The 16097-nt window shown below is 33.6% G+C and carries 13 protein-coding genes; 7 read left to right on the plus strand and 6 right to left on the minus strand.

What is annotated here, in order from left to right; all coding sequences use genetic code 11:
- Positions 1-96: 96 nt before the first annotated feature.
- The 4 genes from ACNQF9_RS09435 to ACNQF9_RS09450 all read right to left on the minus strand — a co-directional run bounded on the left by ACNQF9_RS09435 (position 97) and on the right by ACNQF9_RS09450 (position 4981).
- Entirely contained in the window at positions 97-2310 is a 2214-nt protein-coding gene (locus tag ACNQF9_RS09435) for a TonB-dependent receptor (RefSeq protein ID WP_417990119.1), read from the minus strand.
- Positions 2311-2313: 3 nt separating this feature from the next.
- Complete coding sequence (locus ACNQF9_RS09440; protein WP_417990120.1) at positions 2314-3609, minus strand: tetratricopeptide repeat protein; 1296 nt, start codon at positions 3607-3609, stop codon at positions 2314-2316.
- 97 nt (positions 3610-3706) lie between these two features.
- Positions 3707-4261, minus strand: a complete 555-nt coding sequence (locus ACNQF9_RS09445) for a DUF4331 family protein (protein ID WP_417959710.1) — start codon at positions 4259-4261, stop codon at positions 3707-3709.
- A 66-nt stretch (positions 4262-4327) separates the two neighbouring features.
- The gene (locus tag ACNQF9_RS09450) at positions 4328-4981 is read right to left on the minus strand and encodes a DUF4331 family protein (RefSeq protein ID WP_417990121.1); all 654 of its coding nucleotides are present in this window, start codon (positions 4979-4981) and stop codon (positions 4328-4330) included.
- Positions 4982-5210: 229 nt separating this feature from the next.
- On the opposite strand from ACNQF9_RS09450, the gene ACNQF9_RS09455 reads away from it, so the two are divergent.
- Positions 5211-5741 carry an RNA polymerase sigma factor gene (locus tag ACNQF9_RS09455; protein WP_417959707.1) on the plus strand — a complete coding sequence of 177 codons (531 nt, stop codon included), beginning with the start codon at positions 5211-5213 and terminating at the stop codon, positions 5739-5741.
- Complete coding sequence (locus ACNQF9_RS09460; RefSeq protein WP_417959706.1) at positions 5741-6526, plus strand: anti-sigma factor; 786 nt, start codon at positions 5741-5743, stop codon at positions 6524-6526. Before ACNQF9_RS09455 ends, ACNQF9_RS09460 begins: the two co-directional genes overlap by 1 nt.
- Positions 6527-6601: 75 nt before the next feature.
- On the opposite strand, the gene ACNQF9_RS09465 is transcribed toward ACNQF9_RS09460, so the two are convergent.
- Positions 6602-9808 carry a cytochrome c biogenesis protein CcsA gene (locus ACNQF9_RS09465; protein WP_417959705.1) on the minus strand — a complete coding sequence of 1069 codons (3207 nt, stop codon included), beginning with the start codon at positions 9806-9808 and terminating at the stop codon, positions 6602-6604.
- Between the two features lie 199 nt (positions 9809-10007).
- Between ACNQF9_RS09465 and ACNQF9_RS09470 the strand changes: the two genes are divergently transcribed.
- The 4 genes from ACNQF9_RS09470 (at position 10008) to ACNQF9_RS09485 (ending at position 13235) form a co-directional block, all read left to right on the plus strand.
- Positions 10008-10781: a Rossmann-like and DUF2520 domain-containing protein gene (locus tag ACNQF9_RS09470; RefSeq protein WP_417959703.1), complete on the plus strand. Its 774-nt coding sequence runs from the start codon at positions 10008-10010 to the stop codon at positions 10779-10781.
- On the plus strand, positions 10765-11292 hold the full coding sequence (locus tag ACNQF9_RS09475) for a KdsC family phosphatase (protein WP_417959702.1): 528 nt from the start codon (positions 10765-10767) through the stop codon (positions 11290-11292). Before ACNQF9_RS09470 ends, ACNQF9_RS09475 begins: the two co-directional genes overlap by 17 nt.
- A gap of 68 nt (positions 11293-11360) precedes the next feature.
- Positions 11361-12263, plus strand: coding sequence for a geranylgeranylglycerol-phosphate geranylgeranyltransferase (locus tag ACNQF9_RS09480; protein WP_417959700.1), 903 nt, complete (start codon positions 11361-11363; stop codon positions 12261-12263).
- A gap of 84 nt (positions 12264-12347) precedes the next feature.
- Positions 12348-13235, plus strand: coding sequence for a carbon-nitrogen hydrolase (locus ACNQF9_RS09485; protein WP_417959698.1), 888 nt, complete (start codon positions 12348-12350; stop codon positions 13233-13235).
- A gap of 76 nt (positions 13236-13311) precedes the next feature.
- Here ACNQF9_RS09485 and ACNQF9_RS09490 read toward each other — a convergent pair whose 3' ends face one another.
- Positions 13312-14838 carry a choice-of-anchor I family protein gene (locus ACNQF9_RS09490; protein ID WP_417959697.1) on the minus strand — a complete coding sequence of 509 codons (1527 nt, stop codon included), beginning with the start codon at positions 14836-14838 and terminating at the stop codon, positions 13312-13314.
- Between the two features lie 186 nt (positions 14839-15024).
- On the opposite strand from ACNQF9_RS09490, the gene ACNQF9_RS09495 reads away from it, so the two are divergent.
- Positions 15025-16065: an agmatine deiminase family protein gene (locus tag ACNQF9_RS09495; RefSeq protein ID WP_417990122.1), complete on the plus strand. Its 1041-nt coding sequence runs from the start codon at positions 15025-15027 to the stop codon at positions 16063-16065.
- Positions 16066-16097: the final 32 nt, after the last annotated feature.

A 16097-nucleotide genomic window follows, 5' to 3' on the forward strand; every position in this document is an offset into this window, starting at 1 on the left:
AAAATTTATTTCAGTTAAACGGCTGTTAAAAAAGAAACCTGGAATTATTAAAATCCCAGGCTTCCAAACAAATAAACAACAAACTTTTATGCGGTATTAAAATGTATAAGTAATTTTTCCTTTCATAAAAAAAGGTGTTCCAGGTGTTAAGTGAATTTCTTCAACACTTTCTGTTTCATTCTGAAGTCTTGATTCAGTTGCAAATTGTGTTTCATTCCATTCTGTATTAAAAATATTCTCAACTGCTATCCCAAAATTTACATTCTTATATTGATAATTAACATTTAAATCCGAAACAAAATAGCCCTTAGCAACAATAGAATTATCCTCATTTGCTGGACGACTTTTTAAATAACGATACCGTATTCCTCCAGAAAAACCATTTAATTTTTGAAAACTTACCCCACCTGTAGTGGTAAAATCAGGTGCTAACGGAATGTAATCTTGCCCTTTTGATTCATCAATACTTCTGGCATACGTATAATTGGCATCAGCATCAAAATAAAACCAATCATTCAGTTGATAACGGAACCCCAGCTCTGCTCCCATACGTCTTGATTGTCCGCTTGGTTCAACTATTCCAGCATCACCTACGTAAACAAATTCCTGCTCTAAATACAAATGCCATAGTGCTGCGTTAAGAATCAACTTTGGAAATGGTTTCCAAATAGTACCAATGTCAGTTCCTACAGCCGTTGGTAAAATTTGTTTCCCACTATTTTGAACGACTACTCGGGCATCATTCGAATGAAATCCCATTCCAGATTTTATGAAAAACTGCAAATTGTTGTTTTGCGAATAAATAAAATTCAGTTTTGGAGAAAACTTAAATTTAAATTCAGATTGAGTCTTGTAATTCTCCTCCAATTTATCCTGATAATTGAATTTGAAATAATCCAATCGAAGAGCCGGATTAACCATCAGCTTACCAAAATTAAATTCTGAATTCAAATACGAAAACAAATTAGACTCATCAATATCCCCTAATTTTATATTTTCAAGAACCGTTCTTCTGTTCAAAGTATGAGAAAGCTCCGTATCTTTTGTGGCATCAGCACGAAAGCCAACTCCAAATTGTAACAATACATCCACATCATTCAATTTAGTTTTTTTGTTCAATTCTGCATTCATTCCATAAATATCTCTATTTTCTTTTTGCTTAATCTGGTCACCGTTAATTGGATCATTCAAGAAAAAAGTAAAATTAGAATACAACTCAAACTCATAATTTGAATAAAAAGCATTTGCTTTCAAGAAGGTATTTTCATCAATTGGTTTACTCAAACTCGCATTGAAGTTCGTTCGAGACGTATTACCTCCTTCGGTATCATCAACAGCACCAAATCTAGAAATCGTTCCATTATCTATCAACCGTTGTGGTATTTGTCCAGAAGCATCCCATTTACTGGAAAAGCGAGAAGCTGAGATTGAAAATTTACTATTATCATTTAAAATAGCGGAATATTTACCTAACAGATTGATTCTATTAAAATTTTGGGGAGAATCAAAAGGACCATCTGTTAGAATATATTCTGTGGAAATGTAAGCGCTTTGTGTTTTTTGGTTACCCAAAAGATTAAACAATCCTACCGTTCTCATCATATTGAATTGTCCTATTTCGAGACCAATACTACTTTTTTCTATTTTATCTTTAGTTTGGAAGGCAACGTATCCTGCTGTAGCAAAATCCCCTTTGTTAGCATAATACGTTCCTTTTCCAAAATCTATTTTTTCTACCGTTTCCGGTATTACAAAGTGTAAATCAGCATAGCCTTGACCGTGTGCATGGGAAACCATATTCACTGGCATTCCATCTACTGAAATGGCGATATCAGTACCATGATCGATATCAAAACCTCTTAAAAATATTTGCTCTGCTTTACCACCACCAGCATGTTGCCCAATAAACAGTCCCGGTACTTTTCTCAAAATTTCCTGAGAAGAATTAACTGGTGTCGTTTCTAAATCAATTTTTGAAATAACGTTCATCGCCGAAAGTTTCGGTTGGATTACTATCTCGTTTAATCTAAAAATATCATCTTCCAAAATAATAATAGCATCGGAAGAAATAATGTTGAAATTTGACTTTTTGTATCCTAGCGCCGTTATTTTTATAACATCTCCCACAACAGTTTTATCTAAACTAAAAGCACCAAATTCATTTGTATGAGAGTGACTTTCAGAATTTGTATTTACTAAATAAGCGTTTTCTACAGGATTCCCATCACTATCTAAAATTTTTCCTTTTTGAATTTGACTATAAGAAGAAAAACCAAAAAGGAAAATTATTATTAAAACAATATTTTTCATGTGCTATAACTGATTCACTTTTTGTTCAAAATTAGGACCTAATTCATACAAACTAGACAACAACTCTTCTTTGATAGGTTTAGTTTTGAGCACTAGATTATTGGATTTGTAAATCATGGCCAAATGGTACTGCACTTTTGGTTCAAATGACTTTCCAACCACATGTTTTTGAGCAATGCGTAATGCTTTTTCATGCTGACCTAAGTTCAAATATGACCAAGCTAATAAATCATAAGAATCAGCTGTAGGTCTATGATTGACCTCTATTTTTGCAATTTCCAATGCTTTTTGAGCCGTTTGTTTGTCATCAGCGTATATCAAGACATTGTATTTGTTATACATTGCCCCGTAATTATTATTCTCCATCATCGAGAAATAAGCGTTTCTGTTTTTTATTTCCTCGCTTTTATTTCCTTCAAATTGAGCAATTTGAGATTTTAATAAGTAAAAATCTGGCGTATTATGAGTTACTGCAATTGCATCAATAATTCGATTAGCTTCCTTTGTATTTCTTTCTTTGGAGAAAACAATCCAGGCAATTCCTTTTAAGGCGTAAGAATAATTAGGATCAATCGCTAACGTCTTTAGGAAACTATTGTATGAATCCTCAATTCGTCCCGCATGACCGTAAAAATCACCTAAATTAGAATAAGACCAAATTTTTAAGGTCTTGTTATCATATTTTTCAGCTATATCTCTGGCTTTTTCCATAAAAGTTATTGCAGTGTCCAGATCGCCTTTATGATCATTCCACTTTGCTAGGCGGATTAAATAATCAAAATCTGTCATGTCTCGAATAGCGTTCAAATTTTTAATAGCTTCAGGATAGTTTCCTAATTCCATTTGAACGTCAAAAAGTAATTTTTGGGTTTCTTTTTTCCCTTCCCCTATTACTAAAGATTTGTTAGCTAGTGCCAATGCTTCTTTAAAACGATGTTGAGAAATATAATTTCTTGCCAAAGATCGAATGGTTGAAACTCTCGAGTAATCATACGCTTCATTCGATTTTGTTAATAATTCTTCTGATTTATACAAATGACTGATATTGCCTGTATATTCAAAAAGAGTACTGTAGTTAGAGGATAATTGACTTAAATAACTAATCTGGTTGGGAGCTGCGTCAAATTTTTTTTGCCAAAAATCAATTTCATTTTGTGCAAAACTCAATGATTTATTATCTTTTATTGTCAAATATTTATTATAATCTTCTGTATGCGTAATTTGTTTTGATTTAGTCTCGCAACCGAATATAAATAGGATTGTGAAAACTAAAAATGGGATTATTTTTAAAGTTTTCATGCTCTAATCGTTTTGTTTGTTTGTTTGTTTGTTTTGAAAAAAAAAAAAAACAGAGCGAAGATTACCATGTAAACGCTCTGTTTTTTTTAAAATAATACTACCAAGCAGTAGCTAAGTAAGGAAAAGTTGTTCCAAATGCTTTATCATTTGCATTTACGTTGTCTTTAGTAAGACGAGGATTAGATGATCCAGCAGACCCTCCAAAAATTAGTAACAATTCTACATCAATTACATCATCTGCTAATGCTCTTCCTGTTAAAACATTTGTTCCATCAAAGAACGTTGTTTTAGCAATCTTTGATACATTTAGTACATCTGTAGACAAAAGACCTGTAAACTGAGCTGCAGTTTGTCCCAAGGCATTAGTTGTAAAACCTGAATTTAGAGCCAATAATCTTGATTGAAAAATCGATTGATATTTACCTCCCATTGCTGAAGGAATTGCAGCATTAAAATCATCTTTAGGCTGTCCTGAAGCAATGAAAACAGTATTAATTGCTGGTCTTGCCATTTGATCTTGCTGAACGAATGTTCCTGTAAAATTAAGACTAGCTTCAGGATTACCGTTTGAATCGTCGTTATCACAATTTACTGAAACAACTGCAGCTATTAGTGCGATTGTTATAATTTTGAATTTATTTGTTTTACTCATGATGTTTGTATTTAAGTTTTTTTGAGAAATCGAGAATTTGCGATTTCATAATTTAAATTTAAAATGTTATTGTTTTTTCTTTGTTTCAGCCCAAACGTTTACTGTGTTTGAGGTCCCTAACATTGCTTTTGGAACTTCTACGATCACTGACATTACGTTAGTTCCTGCAAAAGTATCTACACCTGGACTATTAAATCCTGATGCACTACCAGCAAGAATAGCTTTGAATTGACCTAAATCAAAGAAAAATGGATCGTCTCTTGGTCCAGCAAAAAATTTCATACCATTTTGTTCCGAGGTTGATGGTGTAGCACCGTAAGATGAGATTGTTACACTTCCAGAAGCAGCAGCCGTTTTAATAGTACTTGTAGTTCCTGTAGTACCTGGAGCAACTGGTCCAAAGAAGTACATTTTGTCATCTCTTTTGATGGCTTGAATTACTAGGTCTTCTACATTATCACCATTATTATCAATGTTGATTTCAATCATCACGTTTTCATCGAATTTTGCCGCAGCAGTTGCACCTGGACTTAACAATCCTTGTGTGTTTACAGCAAATACTAAATTACTAGTGTTTTGACCTTGAAAAGCATACACATCAGTAATATCAATAGCACTTCCTGATGCTGTTAATGGAGCATCAATGTGATCCGCAGCTACTAAAATTAAGCCTGAAACCGCCACTAGCGATAGACCTAAAATCATTTTTGTTTTTTTCATTTTGATAAAATTAAAAGTTTATACGATCATTTACGGGTAAGTATTCGATTTGGTTTTAAAAAACATAAAAAAAAACTAATATTTTTACCAAATTATTGATAAACAATACCTTACAGTATTAAAAAAAATACAATTATTTTAATTTAAAATTTATTTTAATGATGGTAATCATAAAATATGTCATTTGTAAATAAGAATGTATAAGTTTGTAGTAGAAAAATTATAAGATATGAGCCAAGAAGAATTGTTAGTGTTAATTTACAAGAAAGACGAGAGAGCATTTACACATTTATATGATATGTATTCTAAAAGTTTATTTTCGGTTATTAATGTTCTTGTAAAAAACAGAGAAGAAGCAGAAGATGTACTTCAAGATGTATTTGTAAAAATTTGGAAAAACATTGATTCCTACCATGAAAGCAAGGGAAGATTTTACACTTGGATTCTAAATATTGCCCGAAATACTTCTATTGATAAACTGCGTTCTAAAAATTTTAATAACAGTCAAAAAAACCTTTCCTCTGATAATTTCGTAAATCATTTTGAAGACAGTTCTAAACTGGTTGACAAAGTGGATACAATAGGTTTACAGGAATTTGTAAAAAGGCTAAAACCAAAGTGTATTCAAATAATAGATTTACTGTTTTTTAAAGGCTATACCCAACAGGAAGCTTCGGACGAATTGGCAATTCCTTTAGGAACAGTAAAAACACAAAACAGGAATTGTATTAATGACTTAAGAAATTATTTGAAAGTATAATGGAAACAAAAGAATATATAGAATCAGGAATCCTGGAACTCTATGTTTATGGTTTACTTAGTGAAACCGAAAACGAAGAGGTAAACACCATGGCAAAAAACAATCCGGAAATACAGGCGGAAATCATCGCTATTGAAAAAGCAATTGTTGCTTTATCATCGAGTTTTTCACCGTTTCATTCGGTCGCTAATTATGAGAAAATTAAAGCTAAACTAGAACTGAAACATAGTGGCGTGATCCAATTGGAACCTACTAAAAACAAGTCGCACTATATTGGTTGGGCAGCAGCTATTTTATTGTTAGTTGGTATTGGCTATCAATACAACCAATTAAATCAGACCAGTACTCAAGTAGCTAACACTGAAATTGAGAATGCTAAATTAGAGAAAAAATTTAACGACTTACAATTAAAAAACACATCGATCAAAACCAGTTTAGCGGTTGTTAGAGATACTAATAATACGATTGTTTCTCTTGCAGGACAAGCTGTAGCCCCGGAATCCTCGGCAAAAGTATACTGGAATCAAGACACTAAAGTAGTTTACATAGATGCTGCCGGATTACCAGAACCTCCAGAAGGAATGGTATACCAAGTTTGGGCCTTGAAATTAAGTCCGTTGACTCCTACCAGCATCGGATTATTGAAAGACTTTGATGTAAATGAACAAAAATTATTTGCAGTGAATAATGCTAATGAAGCAGAAGCCTTTGGAATTACACTTGAGCCTAAAGGTGGAAGTTTATCTCCAACAATGGAACAACTGTATACTTTAGGAAAAGTATAAAAAACATATTTTCTTAGATACTAAAAAAGGTTCAACTTTACAGTTGAACCTTTTTTTATGAATTTAAATTTGAAATTATTTCTTATAATACTTCTTGTATTTTGGATAGGAAACAGCTCCAAATAAAGCTATGAAACCTAGTGAATACCAAATCCAATTTAAGGAATGAGCTTCACCACTCGCATAGGAATGCAGTCCTACTAAATGAAAATTTACCCCATAATAGGTAAACAAAATAGATATAAAGGCAAACATACTCATCAAATTGAAAACCCATTTCCCACGTAAGGAGGGTACAAATCGAGCATGGATTACAAAAGCATACACCATAATACTGATAAGAGCCCAAGTTTCTTTTGGGTCCCAACCCCAGTAACGCCCCCAGCTTTCATTGGCCCATTGCCCTCCAAGGAAGTTTCCAATTGTCAACATTATCAAACCTATCGTTAAAGCAAGTTCATTGATATAAGTAATTTCCTGAATATTCAAATCCATTTTTGCTTTGTTTTTTTCATTGGTAAACAAAATCAGCAATAACGAAACAGCTCCCAAGATCATTCCCAATGCAAATGGTCCGTAACTCGCTACGATTACTGCCACGTGAATCATTAACCAATACGAATTCAGAACAGGCTGTAAATTAGCAATTTCAGGATCAATCCAGTTCATGTAGGCTGCAGCCAAAATCATGGCTGTAACAAAGGCTGATGAAGCAACGGTAAGCTTCGATTTTCTATCAAAAGCAAGACCAAAAAACATGGTTGCCCAAGCTACATATATGATAGATTCATACGCATTACTCCAAGGCGCGTGACCAGAAATGTACCATCTGGCGATTAAACCCAAAGTGTGTAATACAAACAATCCAATTACAACTATGTGCATGAAATTGACTAAAAAATTCAATGCCTTTCTTTCTTTGAAGATTTGTAAAATCGTAAAGAACAACATCAGAATAGATGCAAAAATATACCAATAGGGTAATTTTTTGAACACATCATATTTGTTGTACAATACTTCTGAAGTGATTTTTTCTTCGCTAGGCCTCACTTTACTTCCAAATCGTTTTTGAAAACCGTTGATGCTTTCCAGTAATTCATCTGCCGTTTTATAATCATTCGAAGTTGAAGCATTAGCCAAAGAACCAAAATACAAAGGCAATACATTTTTAGTGTAGGTTGCTTCCATGTCTTTGAAACCAGACTCATTCAATTCTAAATAGGAAACCCATTTGTTATTTTTATCCTCTGGAATTGGGAAAATCTTTAATATTCGTCCGCTCAAAGCCGATTCCATTAGGTTTACTTTTTTATCTGTTTCGATAAAATCTTTCTCGAATTGGTTTGGATTCGCTGATTTGAATGCTTCTTCTAAATATTTAGAAAGCTTGTAATTCCCTTTTTCGTCAAAGAAAGAGACAAAAGGAGCAAATTTTGCTGCTTTATCTATTCCAATAATTTTTCTAATACTGTCATTCCCACTTTTAATGTAGATAATTGGTATTTCAATCCAATAACTCGCGTATTGTGTCATAGACAAAAATACCTGATCAGAATTCATTCCTTTATATGAATCATCATGACTAACTTTTCGTAATAATTCCGAAGAAAATGTATTAATAGGCTTCATTCTTCCGCCTCCATCTTGAATAACAAGTCTACCAAATTTTGTTGCATGTTCTTCCGGCACTTTATACTTGGTAATCAAATCATTTAGTTCGTCCTGACTTAATACTTTTTTAGTATGATTTGTATGTGATGCTGGTGGTGCTTCGGCCTCCGTATGTGCATGCCCTTCGTGAGCGGCATGGTCATGCTCTTGCTCCTGTGCAAAGCTATTAAAGCTAAAAAACAAGAGTAATAGAGTCAACAATTTAGCCTTTTTAGTCTTAACCACTTCTAGTTTTCGCTTAATATCTGCAAAACGGGAATATTTGGTAAACATAATGGCCATCATGGCAAAATACAACATAAAATAACCAATATAAGTAAGCGCGGTTCCCCAGAAATCATGGTTTACTGACAGAATTGTTCCTTTTTCATCAGGATCAAATCCTGATTGAAAAAAGCGATAGCCATCATGATCCAAAACATTATTCATATATATTCTGGCATCAAAAGGTTTCTTGTCTTCTACAGTCACTTTACTTTCAAAAGAAGAGTAACTTTTCTCCGTTCCTGGATATTTCTGAGCAATAAAATCATTTAATTTTATCTTAAAAGGCAATACATATGCTTTACTTCCATAGAAAAAAGTATAGTCTATTTTTCCTATTTTTACTGTTTTAGAATCTCCTAATTTACCTTTAGAACCTAATACAGTAACTATTTTTTCTTGGTTTTCGGCCGTTATTTTTATGGTTAATGCATCTTCATGATTCTTTGCCTTAAAATCATTTTGAGATTCGTAATCAATAACTCCTTTCACCGCAGGATCAGGAAATACAAACCGCATTTCTCCAATAGTATATAAGGAACGCATCATCAACGGCTGGCTGTTATCCTTTATTACTTTACCTTGGAATTTATCCGCCATACGCATAAAAGCTCCTTCAAATGGCGTTTGTATTGTATAACTGCTTCCTTGAGTATTAATGTTGATTGCACCGTCAGTATATTTATTTAGAGCAAACAGAACATTATGGATGTTTTGGACTTCTCCATCTTTTAAAAAATGTTCTTCACGGCCACCGTCTCCGGCTTCTACTAATTTTAAATAAACAATCCCTTTGGGGTCGGGTTTTATGTACTCCTTAGCGCCCATAATAAAATTTTCATAACTCACTTCAAATGGTGTATTAGCAAACTTATCTGAAATAGTAAATTGATTATTGGTTGCAGGAGAAAGCAGCACTTTTTTTTCAAAAACCCTACGTTTCATTTCGCCCTTATATTCTCCATCCACAAAAAGAGTAAGATATGTTTTATCTGAAAAAACTTGGTTTTCAGCAGCGCCTTCGCGAATAGGCATCATCCCTTCATAACTAATATACCGCGTTACAAAAGCACCTAATATGATAAATACAAACGATAAATGAAGCAATAATGTAGCCCACTTTTCTTTCTTGAGGAGTTGGTAGCGCTTGATATTCCCAATAAAATTAATTAAGAAAAATACGTGAATGGCTTCAAACCACCATGCATTGTAAATTAGAATTTTTGCAGTATCGGTATTGTATTTACTTTCGATAAAAGTCCCAGTAGCCATTGCAACGGCATAAGAAATAAATAAAAGAGCCATTAATCGTGTAGAAAACAAAAAAGAAAATATTTTTTTATCCATTTTTATGGGATTATGTTTTGTAAAAGTGCCACAAAAGTACTTAAAAATGTTGACTTTTATATTCGGACATTTGTTAATTTAATCCAAAATTAAGCCCTTGTACATAACTCTAAGCAGGCCCTTTTTAGGGTTTATTTTGATTTATTATTGTTCGAAAATTTGAATTAAACACTTCATATTTTTTTGCTATTTTTGGCGTATGATCAAAGTAGTAATTATTGGTTCTGGAAATGTAGCGCAACATTTGATTGTAGCATTTCAAAATTCTCCTAGTTTGGGAACAGATATTGAATTAGTTCAGGTTTATTCCAGACATGTAGGGAGCGTCTCGCACCTACTGGATTCAGGAAATATCACAAATGATCTGAATACTTTGGCGGAAGCTGACGTATACATAATAGCTGTTTCAGATGATGCAATAGCTGAAATCTCATCGAAGCTTCCATTCAAAAATCGTTTGGTGGTGCATACTTCCGGAAGTGTTGCATTAAATGCTTTGGATGAAAACAATCGAAAAGGGGTTTTCTATCCATTGCAAAGCTTTACAAAAAAGAAAGAAATTGATTTTAAAACCATCCCAATATGTTTAGAAAGCGAAAATGCTACTGATTATCAACTATTGGACAAAGTGGCTAAAACGATTGCTGAAAAAGTTTTTGCCATCAATTCTGAACAACGCAAAGCAATTCATGTTGCAGCAGTATTTGTCAACAACTTCACCAATCATATGTATCAAATAGCCCAGGAAATTTGTCAGGAAAACCAGGTTCCTTTTGAAATTCTAAAACCTTTAATTGCCGAAACTGCTACCAAAATAATGATTCTTTCTCCAGAGGAAGCGCAAACCGGACCAGCAAAACGCAATGATACAGCAACTATCCAAGCACATGAGGGTTTTTTGTCAAAGGAGAATCATCTCAATATTTATAAAATACTAACACAATCAATACAAGAGAATGGCAAAAAGTTATAAAGAAATAATGAATGATATTACTACGTTTATTTTTGACGTAGATGGTGTGCTTACCGATAGCTCCGTTTTTGTTACTAATGAAGGAGAAATTCTTAGAACGATGAATATTCGTGATGGCTATGCAATGAAAGCTGCAGTAGAAAGCGGGTATAATGTTTGTATTATTTCTGGAGGAAGTAATGAAGGTGTTCGAGTACGACTTCGTAATCTTGGAATTACCGACATTTATTTAGGCACGCCTGATAAAGTAGAAACCTTTGATGAATATACTGAAGTATACCAAATTAACCCTGCACATGTTTTGTATATGGGTGATGACATTCCTGATTATCATGTCATGCAACTAGTGGGACTACCTACTTGTCCTCAAGATTCCAGTCCGGAAATCAAAACCATTTCAAAATACATTTCGCATAAAAATGGCGGAAAAGGCGCCGTACGTGATGTCATTGAACAAGTGATGAAAGCCCAAGGAAAATGGATGAAACATTTTGACGGAAAACATGATTAAAAATTCTCACTGAGAATCTTCATTTATTAATGGCCATAAAACTATTATAAAAACGGAACAATGAAACAATGAAATACCTAAAACTAATTCGGTATCAAAACCTTTTGATGCTTGCTTTTATGCAGCTTATTTTTAGGTATGGATTCTTTAAAATTCAGAAAATCCCTTTGGCACTATCAGATTGGCAATACATGTTATTGGTTGTATCAACCCTTTTAATAGCTGCTGGAGGCTATGTCATCAATAATATTTTTGACCAAAATACAGATACAATCAACAAACCTAAAAACGTAATTGTCGGTAAAAGCATCACGGAAACTGTAGCTTATAACCTATATATTGGCCTTACAGCTGCTGGTGTAGGTATAGGATTTTATTTATCAAATGTAATATTGAAACCGGGTTTTGCAACTGTTTTTATTTTGATTGCCGCAACACTTTATCTGTACGCAACCAGCTTCAAACAAATGATGCTTATTGGTAATATAATTGTGTCTTTGTTGCTCTCTTCTAGTGTAGTAATTATTGGAATTTTTGATTTATTCCCAACTATCCATCCAGGTAATCAACAGCAAATGGCCTATGTTTTTTCAATACTTTTAGATTATGCTATTTTTGCGTTCATGCTTAATTTACTTCGAGAAATTGTTAAAGATTTAGAAGATATAGACGGGGATTACAATGAAGGTATGAATACGTTACCAATAGCAATAGGAAAATCTAGAACGGCAAAAATAGTTTCTGGACTAAGCTTTATCCCTATTTTTTCTCTTATTTATTACATCAATAAGTATTATATTGAATTGCTTTTTACAACCCTATATTTATTGCTTTTTGTAGTGGGCCCATTATTATATTTTACTATAAAAATTTGGAATGCAAAAACTAAAAAAGAGTTTCGCTTTTTGAGTATCCTTTTAAAATGGATTTTACTTTTTGGGATATTATCCGTAATTGTGAGTAGCCTGTAGGCATAATCAAATTTCTTGATTTCTAATTTTCATTATGCCAATTCTTTATAAAATTCACTATTTTTGCAGTATAAATTTTTAGTCATGCCAAACAAAAAATACAAAATAGCAGTCATTCAATTGAATCTAAATGATATTGCAGCAAATAACTTAAAAAAATGCATCAGCTGGGTTCGTGACGCTGCTAACCTTGGTGCCGAAGTTATTTCATTACCCGAATTATACAGCAGTCATTATTTTTGTCAAAGCGAAGATGTAGATAATTTTGCTTTAGCAGAACCACTGTATAGTACTTCATTTATTGCTTTTAGCGCTTTGGCAAAAGAGTTAGGCGTAGTGATAATTGTTCCTTTCTTCGAAAAAAGAATGGCAGGAATCTACCATAACAGTGCTTATATTATTGACACGGATGGCTCAGAAGCAGGATTATATCGTAAAATGCACATTCCAGATGACCCTCATTTTTATGAAAAGTTCTATTTTACTCCCGGAGATTTGGGTTTTAAAACGATTCCAACAAAAAAAGGAAAAATAGGGACATTAATTTGTTGGGACCAATGGTATCCTGAGGCAGCACGCTTAACGGCATTGCAAGGTGCGGAAGTCTTGTTTTATCCTACAGCGATTGGTTGGCATCCACAAGAAAAAGAACAATATGGCGAGAACCAACATGGCGCTTGGATGAGTGTTATGAAAGGGCATGCAGTTGCAAATGGTGTATATGTAGCGGCAGCAAACAGAATTGGTTTAGAACAATACCTTCCAGATACAGCAGGAATTCAGTTTTGGGGTTCTTCGTTTATTGCAGGACCACAAGGCGAAATTTTGGCGCAAGCCTCACACGATAAAGAAGAAATATTGATTGCTGAAGTGGATTTAGACTTACAAGAAAATGTGCGTCAGAACTGGCCTTTCTTTAGAGACAGAAGAATAGACGCTTTTGGTGATATTACAAAAAGAGCGATTGACTAATAATCTTCTATAATAAAAAAATCCCTGCTGAGAAATAATGCTAAGCAGGGATTTTTATAAAAATAAACTTTTAGATCTAATTTAGATCGGGTTGGAATATTTTAACGGTTCCATCTCCTTCACTGCTGACCACTACTAAACTTCTTTTATTCGGACTTTTTGAAGCTGGAATAAAAAGCAATCCTTCCGGAGCATCACCTGTTTTAAAACTTTGTAAAAATTTTGGAGTAGCAGGATTGGTAACATCATACACCATAACAGCATCTGCTCTTTCCAAACCAACAAAAAGCATCATTTTATCTCCCATTTTAGTCACCACAACTGATTCTGGTTCTACTGATTTATCATCACTTCTGGCATCATCATAAATACCTAATTCTTGTGCCTTTTTATCCAATTCATTTTTACTGTCAAATACCATTTCACCTGTATTTCCATTCCAAATAGAAAAAGAGCGAGCTCCAAAAGAAACCAATTCGTCAAAATCACCATCGCCGTCCGTATCACCCATTTTAGTATTGATATTTAATCTTCCCATGCTTGACTCTGCTTTTAGAGCAATGGCATTAGGAAATGCAATTGGGTCCAGAATAACAGAGGAACTACTGACCCTTTTTACATCTACAAAAGCCGAATATTCTCTTGCATCTCCTTCATTTGCAGTAACAAAATATGGTATTTTATTGATCTCAAAATTACTGATAGCATCTGGTTGAAACATGCCTTTGACTTTCCATCTATTTGCCAAGAAACCACCATCTTTATCGCTGATATCTATGGCATTTTCAGCTAAATTGTAATCTTTAAAACCTAAAGGAAAAATATTTGTAATCGTTTTAGTTGCCAAATCAATTTTAGCCACTCCGTTATTTTCCTGTAAAGTCACCCAAGCCGTTTTAGAATCAGCAGAAATCGTGATGTATTCTGGTTCAACATCAGAGGCAAAATTATTGGTTGGACTTGCAATTCTGAATCCTTTTGTTTTCAAAGTACTCCATTGAGTACTAAAACTTTCGAAAGTTAAAGTTGTCACTGCATAATTATTATTAACAGCAATTATGGAAAGAGAACCGTCTGGGTCTATGGAATAGGTGTCATTTGGTTCTCCTTCATTAGCTGTCATTATATAATTTCCGTCAGGAGAGAAGGTGATCATATCTGGTAAAGCACCAACCGTAATTTCTTTAATCACACTGTAATTAGCCGTATTGAAAACAACCACTTTTCCAGCATCTTGTTTATTTGGTTTTGCTTCTAATGCAACAGCTAGTTTACCATTATAAGTCGCAACGCTATTTGAAGTTCCATTATAAGGTGTCAAATCGATACTTGTTATAAAAATAGGACTGGATGGATTAGACAAATCAATAACATCAATCCTATTTGTATTGCTGTTATTAACAACAAACATTTTTTTTGACACATCATCATAAGCACTTATTTCAGCCGCTCCTGCTCCTCCAATAGTAATTGATCCAATTTCTTTGAAAGTTGCTGCATTTTCATTTATAACTAACTCCGGAGATTCCTCTTTGTTTGAGTCATTTTCGCAACTTGACAATACAAAGATTGCGGCTAGTATTGTAATACCATATTTTTTCATAAATGTATTTTTAAATTTTATCAAAAATAATTCGCTTCAACTCGAAAATAATTAACTCAATATTATATAATCTTTAATAAAACTATTCGGATTAATTAACGCAACACTTCAAAAATGAATCTTTACTGCCTATTTTAAAGTCCTCCTGAATGTTTATATTTGTACTCTTTATAATTAGAACGCTGTATGACCACAAACAATAGAAGATTCCCAGCAGAATGGGAAAAACAACAAGGTATATTGCTTTGTTTTCCACACAATGGGAAAGACTGGCCTGGAAAATATGAAACCATACAATGGGCTTTTGTAGAATTCATTAAAAAAATAGCTGCTTTCGAGCATGTTTTTTTAATCGTTTCGGATGAAAACCAAAAAGAGAAAGTCAATGCAATGTTGGAAACAGCTCATGTTGTCCTAACAAATATTTCTTACATCATTCATAAAACCAATAGAAGTTGGATGCGTGATTCCGGCCCAATAATCGTTAAAAACGGAACCGAAAGAGAAGCGTTAAACTTTAATTTTAACGGCTGGGCGAAATATAAAAACATTCAGCTGGACAAGTTTGTTCCTGCCAAAGTGGGCGAATTTCTTAATATTCCTGTGACTCAAGTCATGTACAAAGGAAAACCGGTAATTGTTGAAGGTGGTGCCATTGACACCAATGGAAGAGGAACTTTATTGACTTCGGAGGAATGTTTAATACATCCCAATATTCAGGTGCGGAATCCAAATTTTACTAAAGCGGACTATGAAGCTGTTTTCAAGGAATATCTTGGAATAACCAATGTTATTTGGTTGGGCAATGGTATCGAAGGTGACGATACCCATGGTCATATTGATGATTTATGCCGATTTGTAAACGAAGATACTATTGTTACTATTATAGAAACAAATCCAAAGGATAGCAACTACAAACCGTTGCAGGACAATTTAAAACGATTGCAAAATGCCAAACTAGAAAATGGTAAATCGCCTATAATTGTAGCTCTACCAATGCCAAAACGTTTGGAATTTGACGGCTTGCGATTACCTGCCAGTTATGCGAATTTCCTAATTTTGAACAATTGTGTTTTAGTTCCTACTTTTAACGACAGTAATGACAGAATCGCTTTAAACATACTTACAGAATGTTTTCCAGATAGAGAAATCATCGGGATTAGTGCTACTGATTTTATTTGGGGTTTTGGAACTTTGCATTGCTTAAGCCAGCAAATTCCGGAGTAAATTTAGAATAGAAAATAAAGTAAATAAAAAAG

Source organism: Flavobacterium amylolyticum, from assembly GCF_048284335.1.
GTDB lineage: Bacteria > Bacteroidota > Bacteroidia > Flavobacteriales > Flavobacteriaceae > Flavobacterium.

Coding starts and splice junctions, on each gene's coding strand:
- ACNQF9_RS09445 (WP_417959710.1), bottom strand. CDS start 4,261: ATGAGTAAAACAAATAAATTCAAAATTATAACAATCGCACTAATAGCT.
- ACNQF9_RS09470 (WP_417959703.1), top strand. CDS start 10,008: ATGATCAAAGTAGTAATTATTGGTTCTGGAAATGTAGCGCAACATTTG.
- ACNQF9_RS09450 (WP_417990121.1), bottom strand. CDS start 4,981: ATGAAAAAAACAAAAATGATTTTAGGTCTATCGCTAGTGGCGGTTTCA.
- ACNQF9_RS09490 (WP_417959697.1), bottom strand. CDS start 14,838: ATGAAAAAATATGGTATTACAATACTAGCCGCAATCTTTGTATTGTCA.
- ACNQF9_RS09460 (WP_417959706.1), top strand. CDS start 5,741: ATGGAAACAAAAGAATATATAGAATCAGGAATCCTGGAACTCTATGTT.
- ACNQF9_RS09440 (WP_417990120.1), bottom strand. CDS start 3,609: ATGAAAACTTTAAAAATAATCCCATTTTTAGTTTTCACAATCCTATTT.
- ACNQF9_RS09475 (WP_417959702.1), top strand. CDS start 10,765: ATGGCAAAAAGTTATAAAGAAATAATGAATGATATTACTACGTTTATT.
- ACNQF9_RS09455 (WP_417959707.1), top strand. CDS start 5,211: ATGAGCCAAGAAGAATTGTTAGTGTTAATTTACAAGAAAGACGAGAGA.
- ACNQF9_RS09465 (WP_417959705.1), bottom strand. CDS start 9,808: ATGGATAAAAAAATATTTTCTTTTTTGTTTTCTACACGATTAATGGCT.
- ACNQF9_RS09480 (WP_417959700.1), top strand. CDS start 11,361: ATGAAATACCTAAAACTAATTCGGTATCAAAACCTTTTGATGCTTGCT.
- ACNQF9_RS09485 (WP_417959698.1), top strand. CDS start 12,348: ATGCCAAACAAAAAATACAAAATAGCAGTCATTCAATTGAATCTAAAT.
- ACNQF9_RS09435 (WP_417990119.1), bottom strand. CDS start 2,310: ATGAAAAATATTGTTTTAATAATAATTTTCCTTTTTGGTTTTTCTTCT.
- ACNQF9_RS09495 (WP_417990122.1), top strand. CDS start 15,025: ATGACCACAAACAATAGAAGATTCCCAGCAGAATGGGAAAAACAACAA.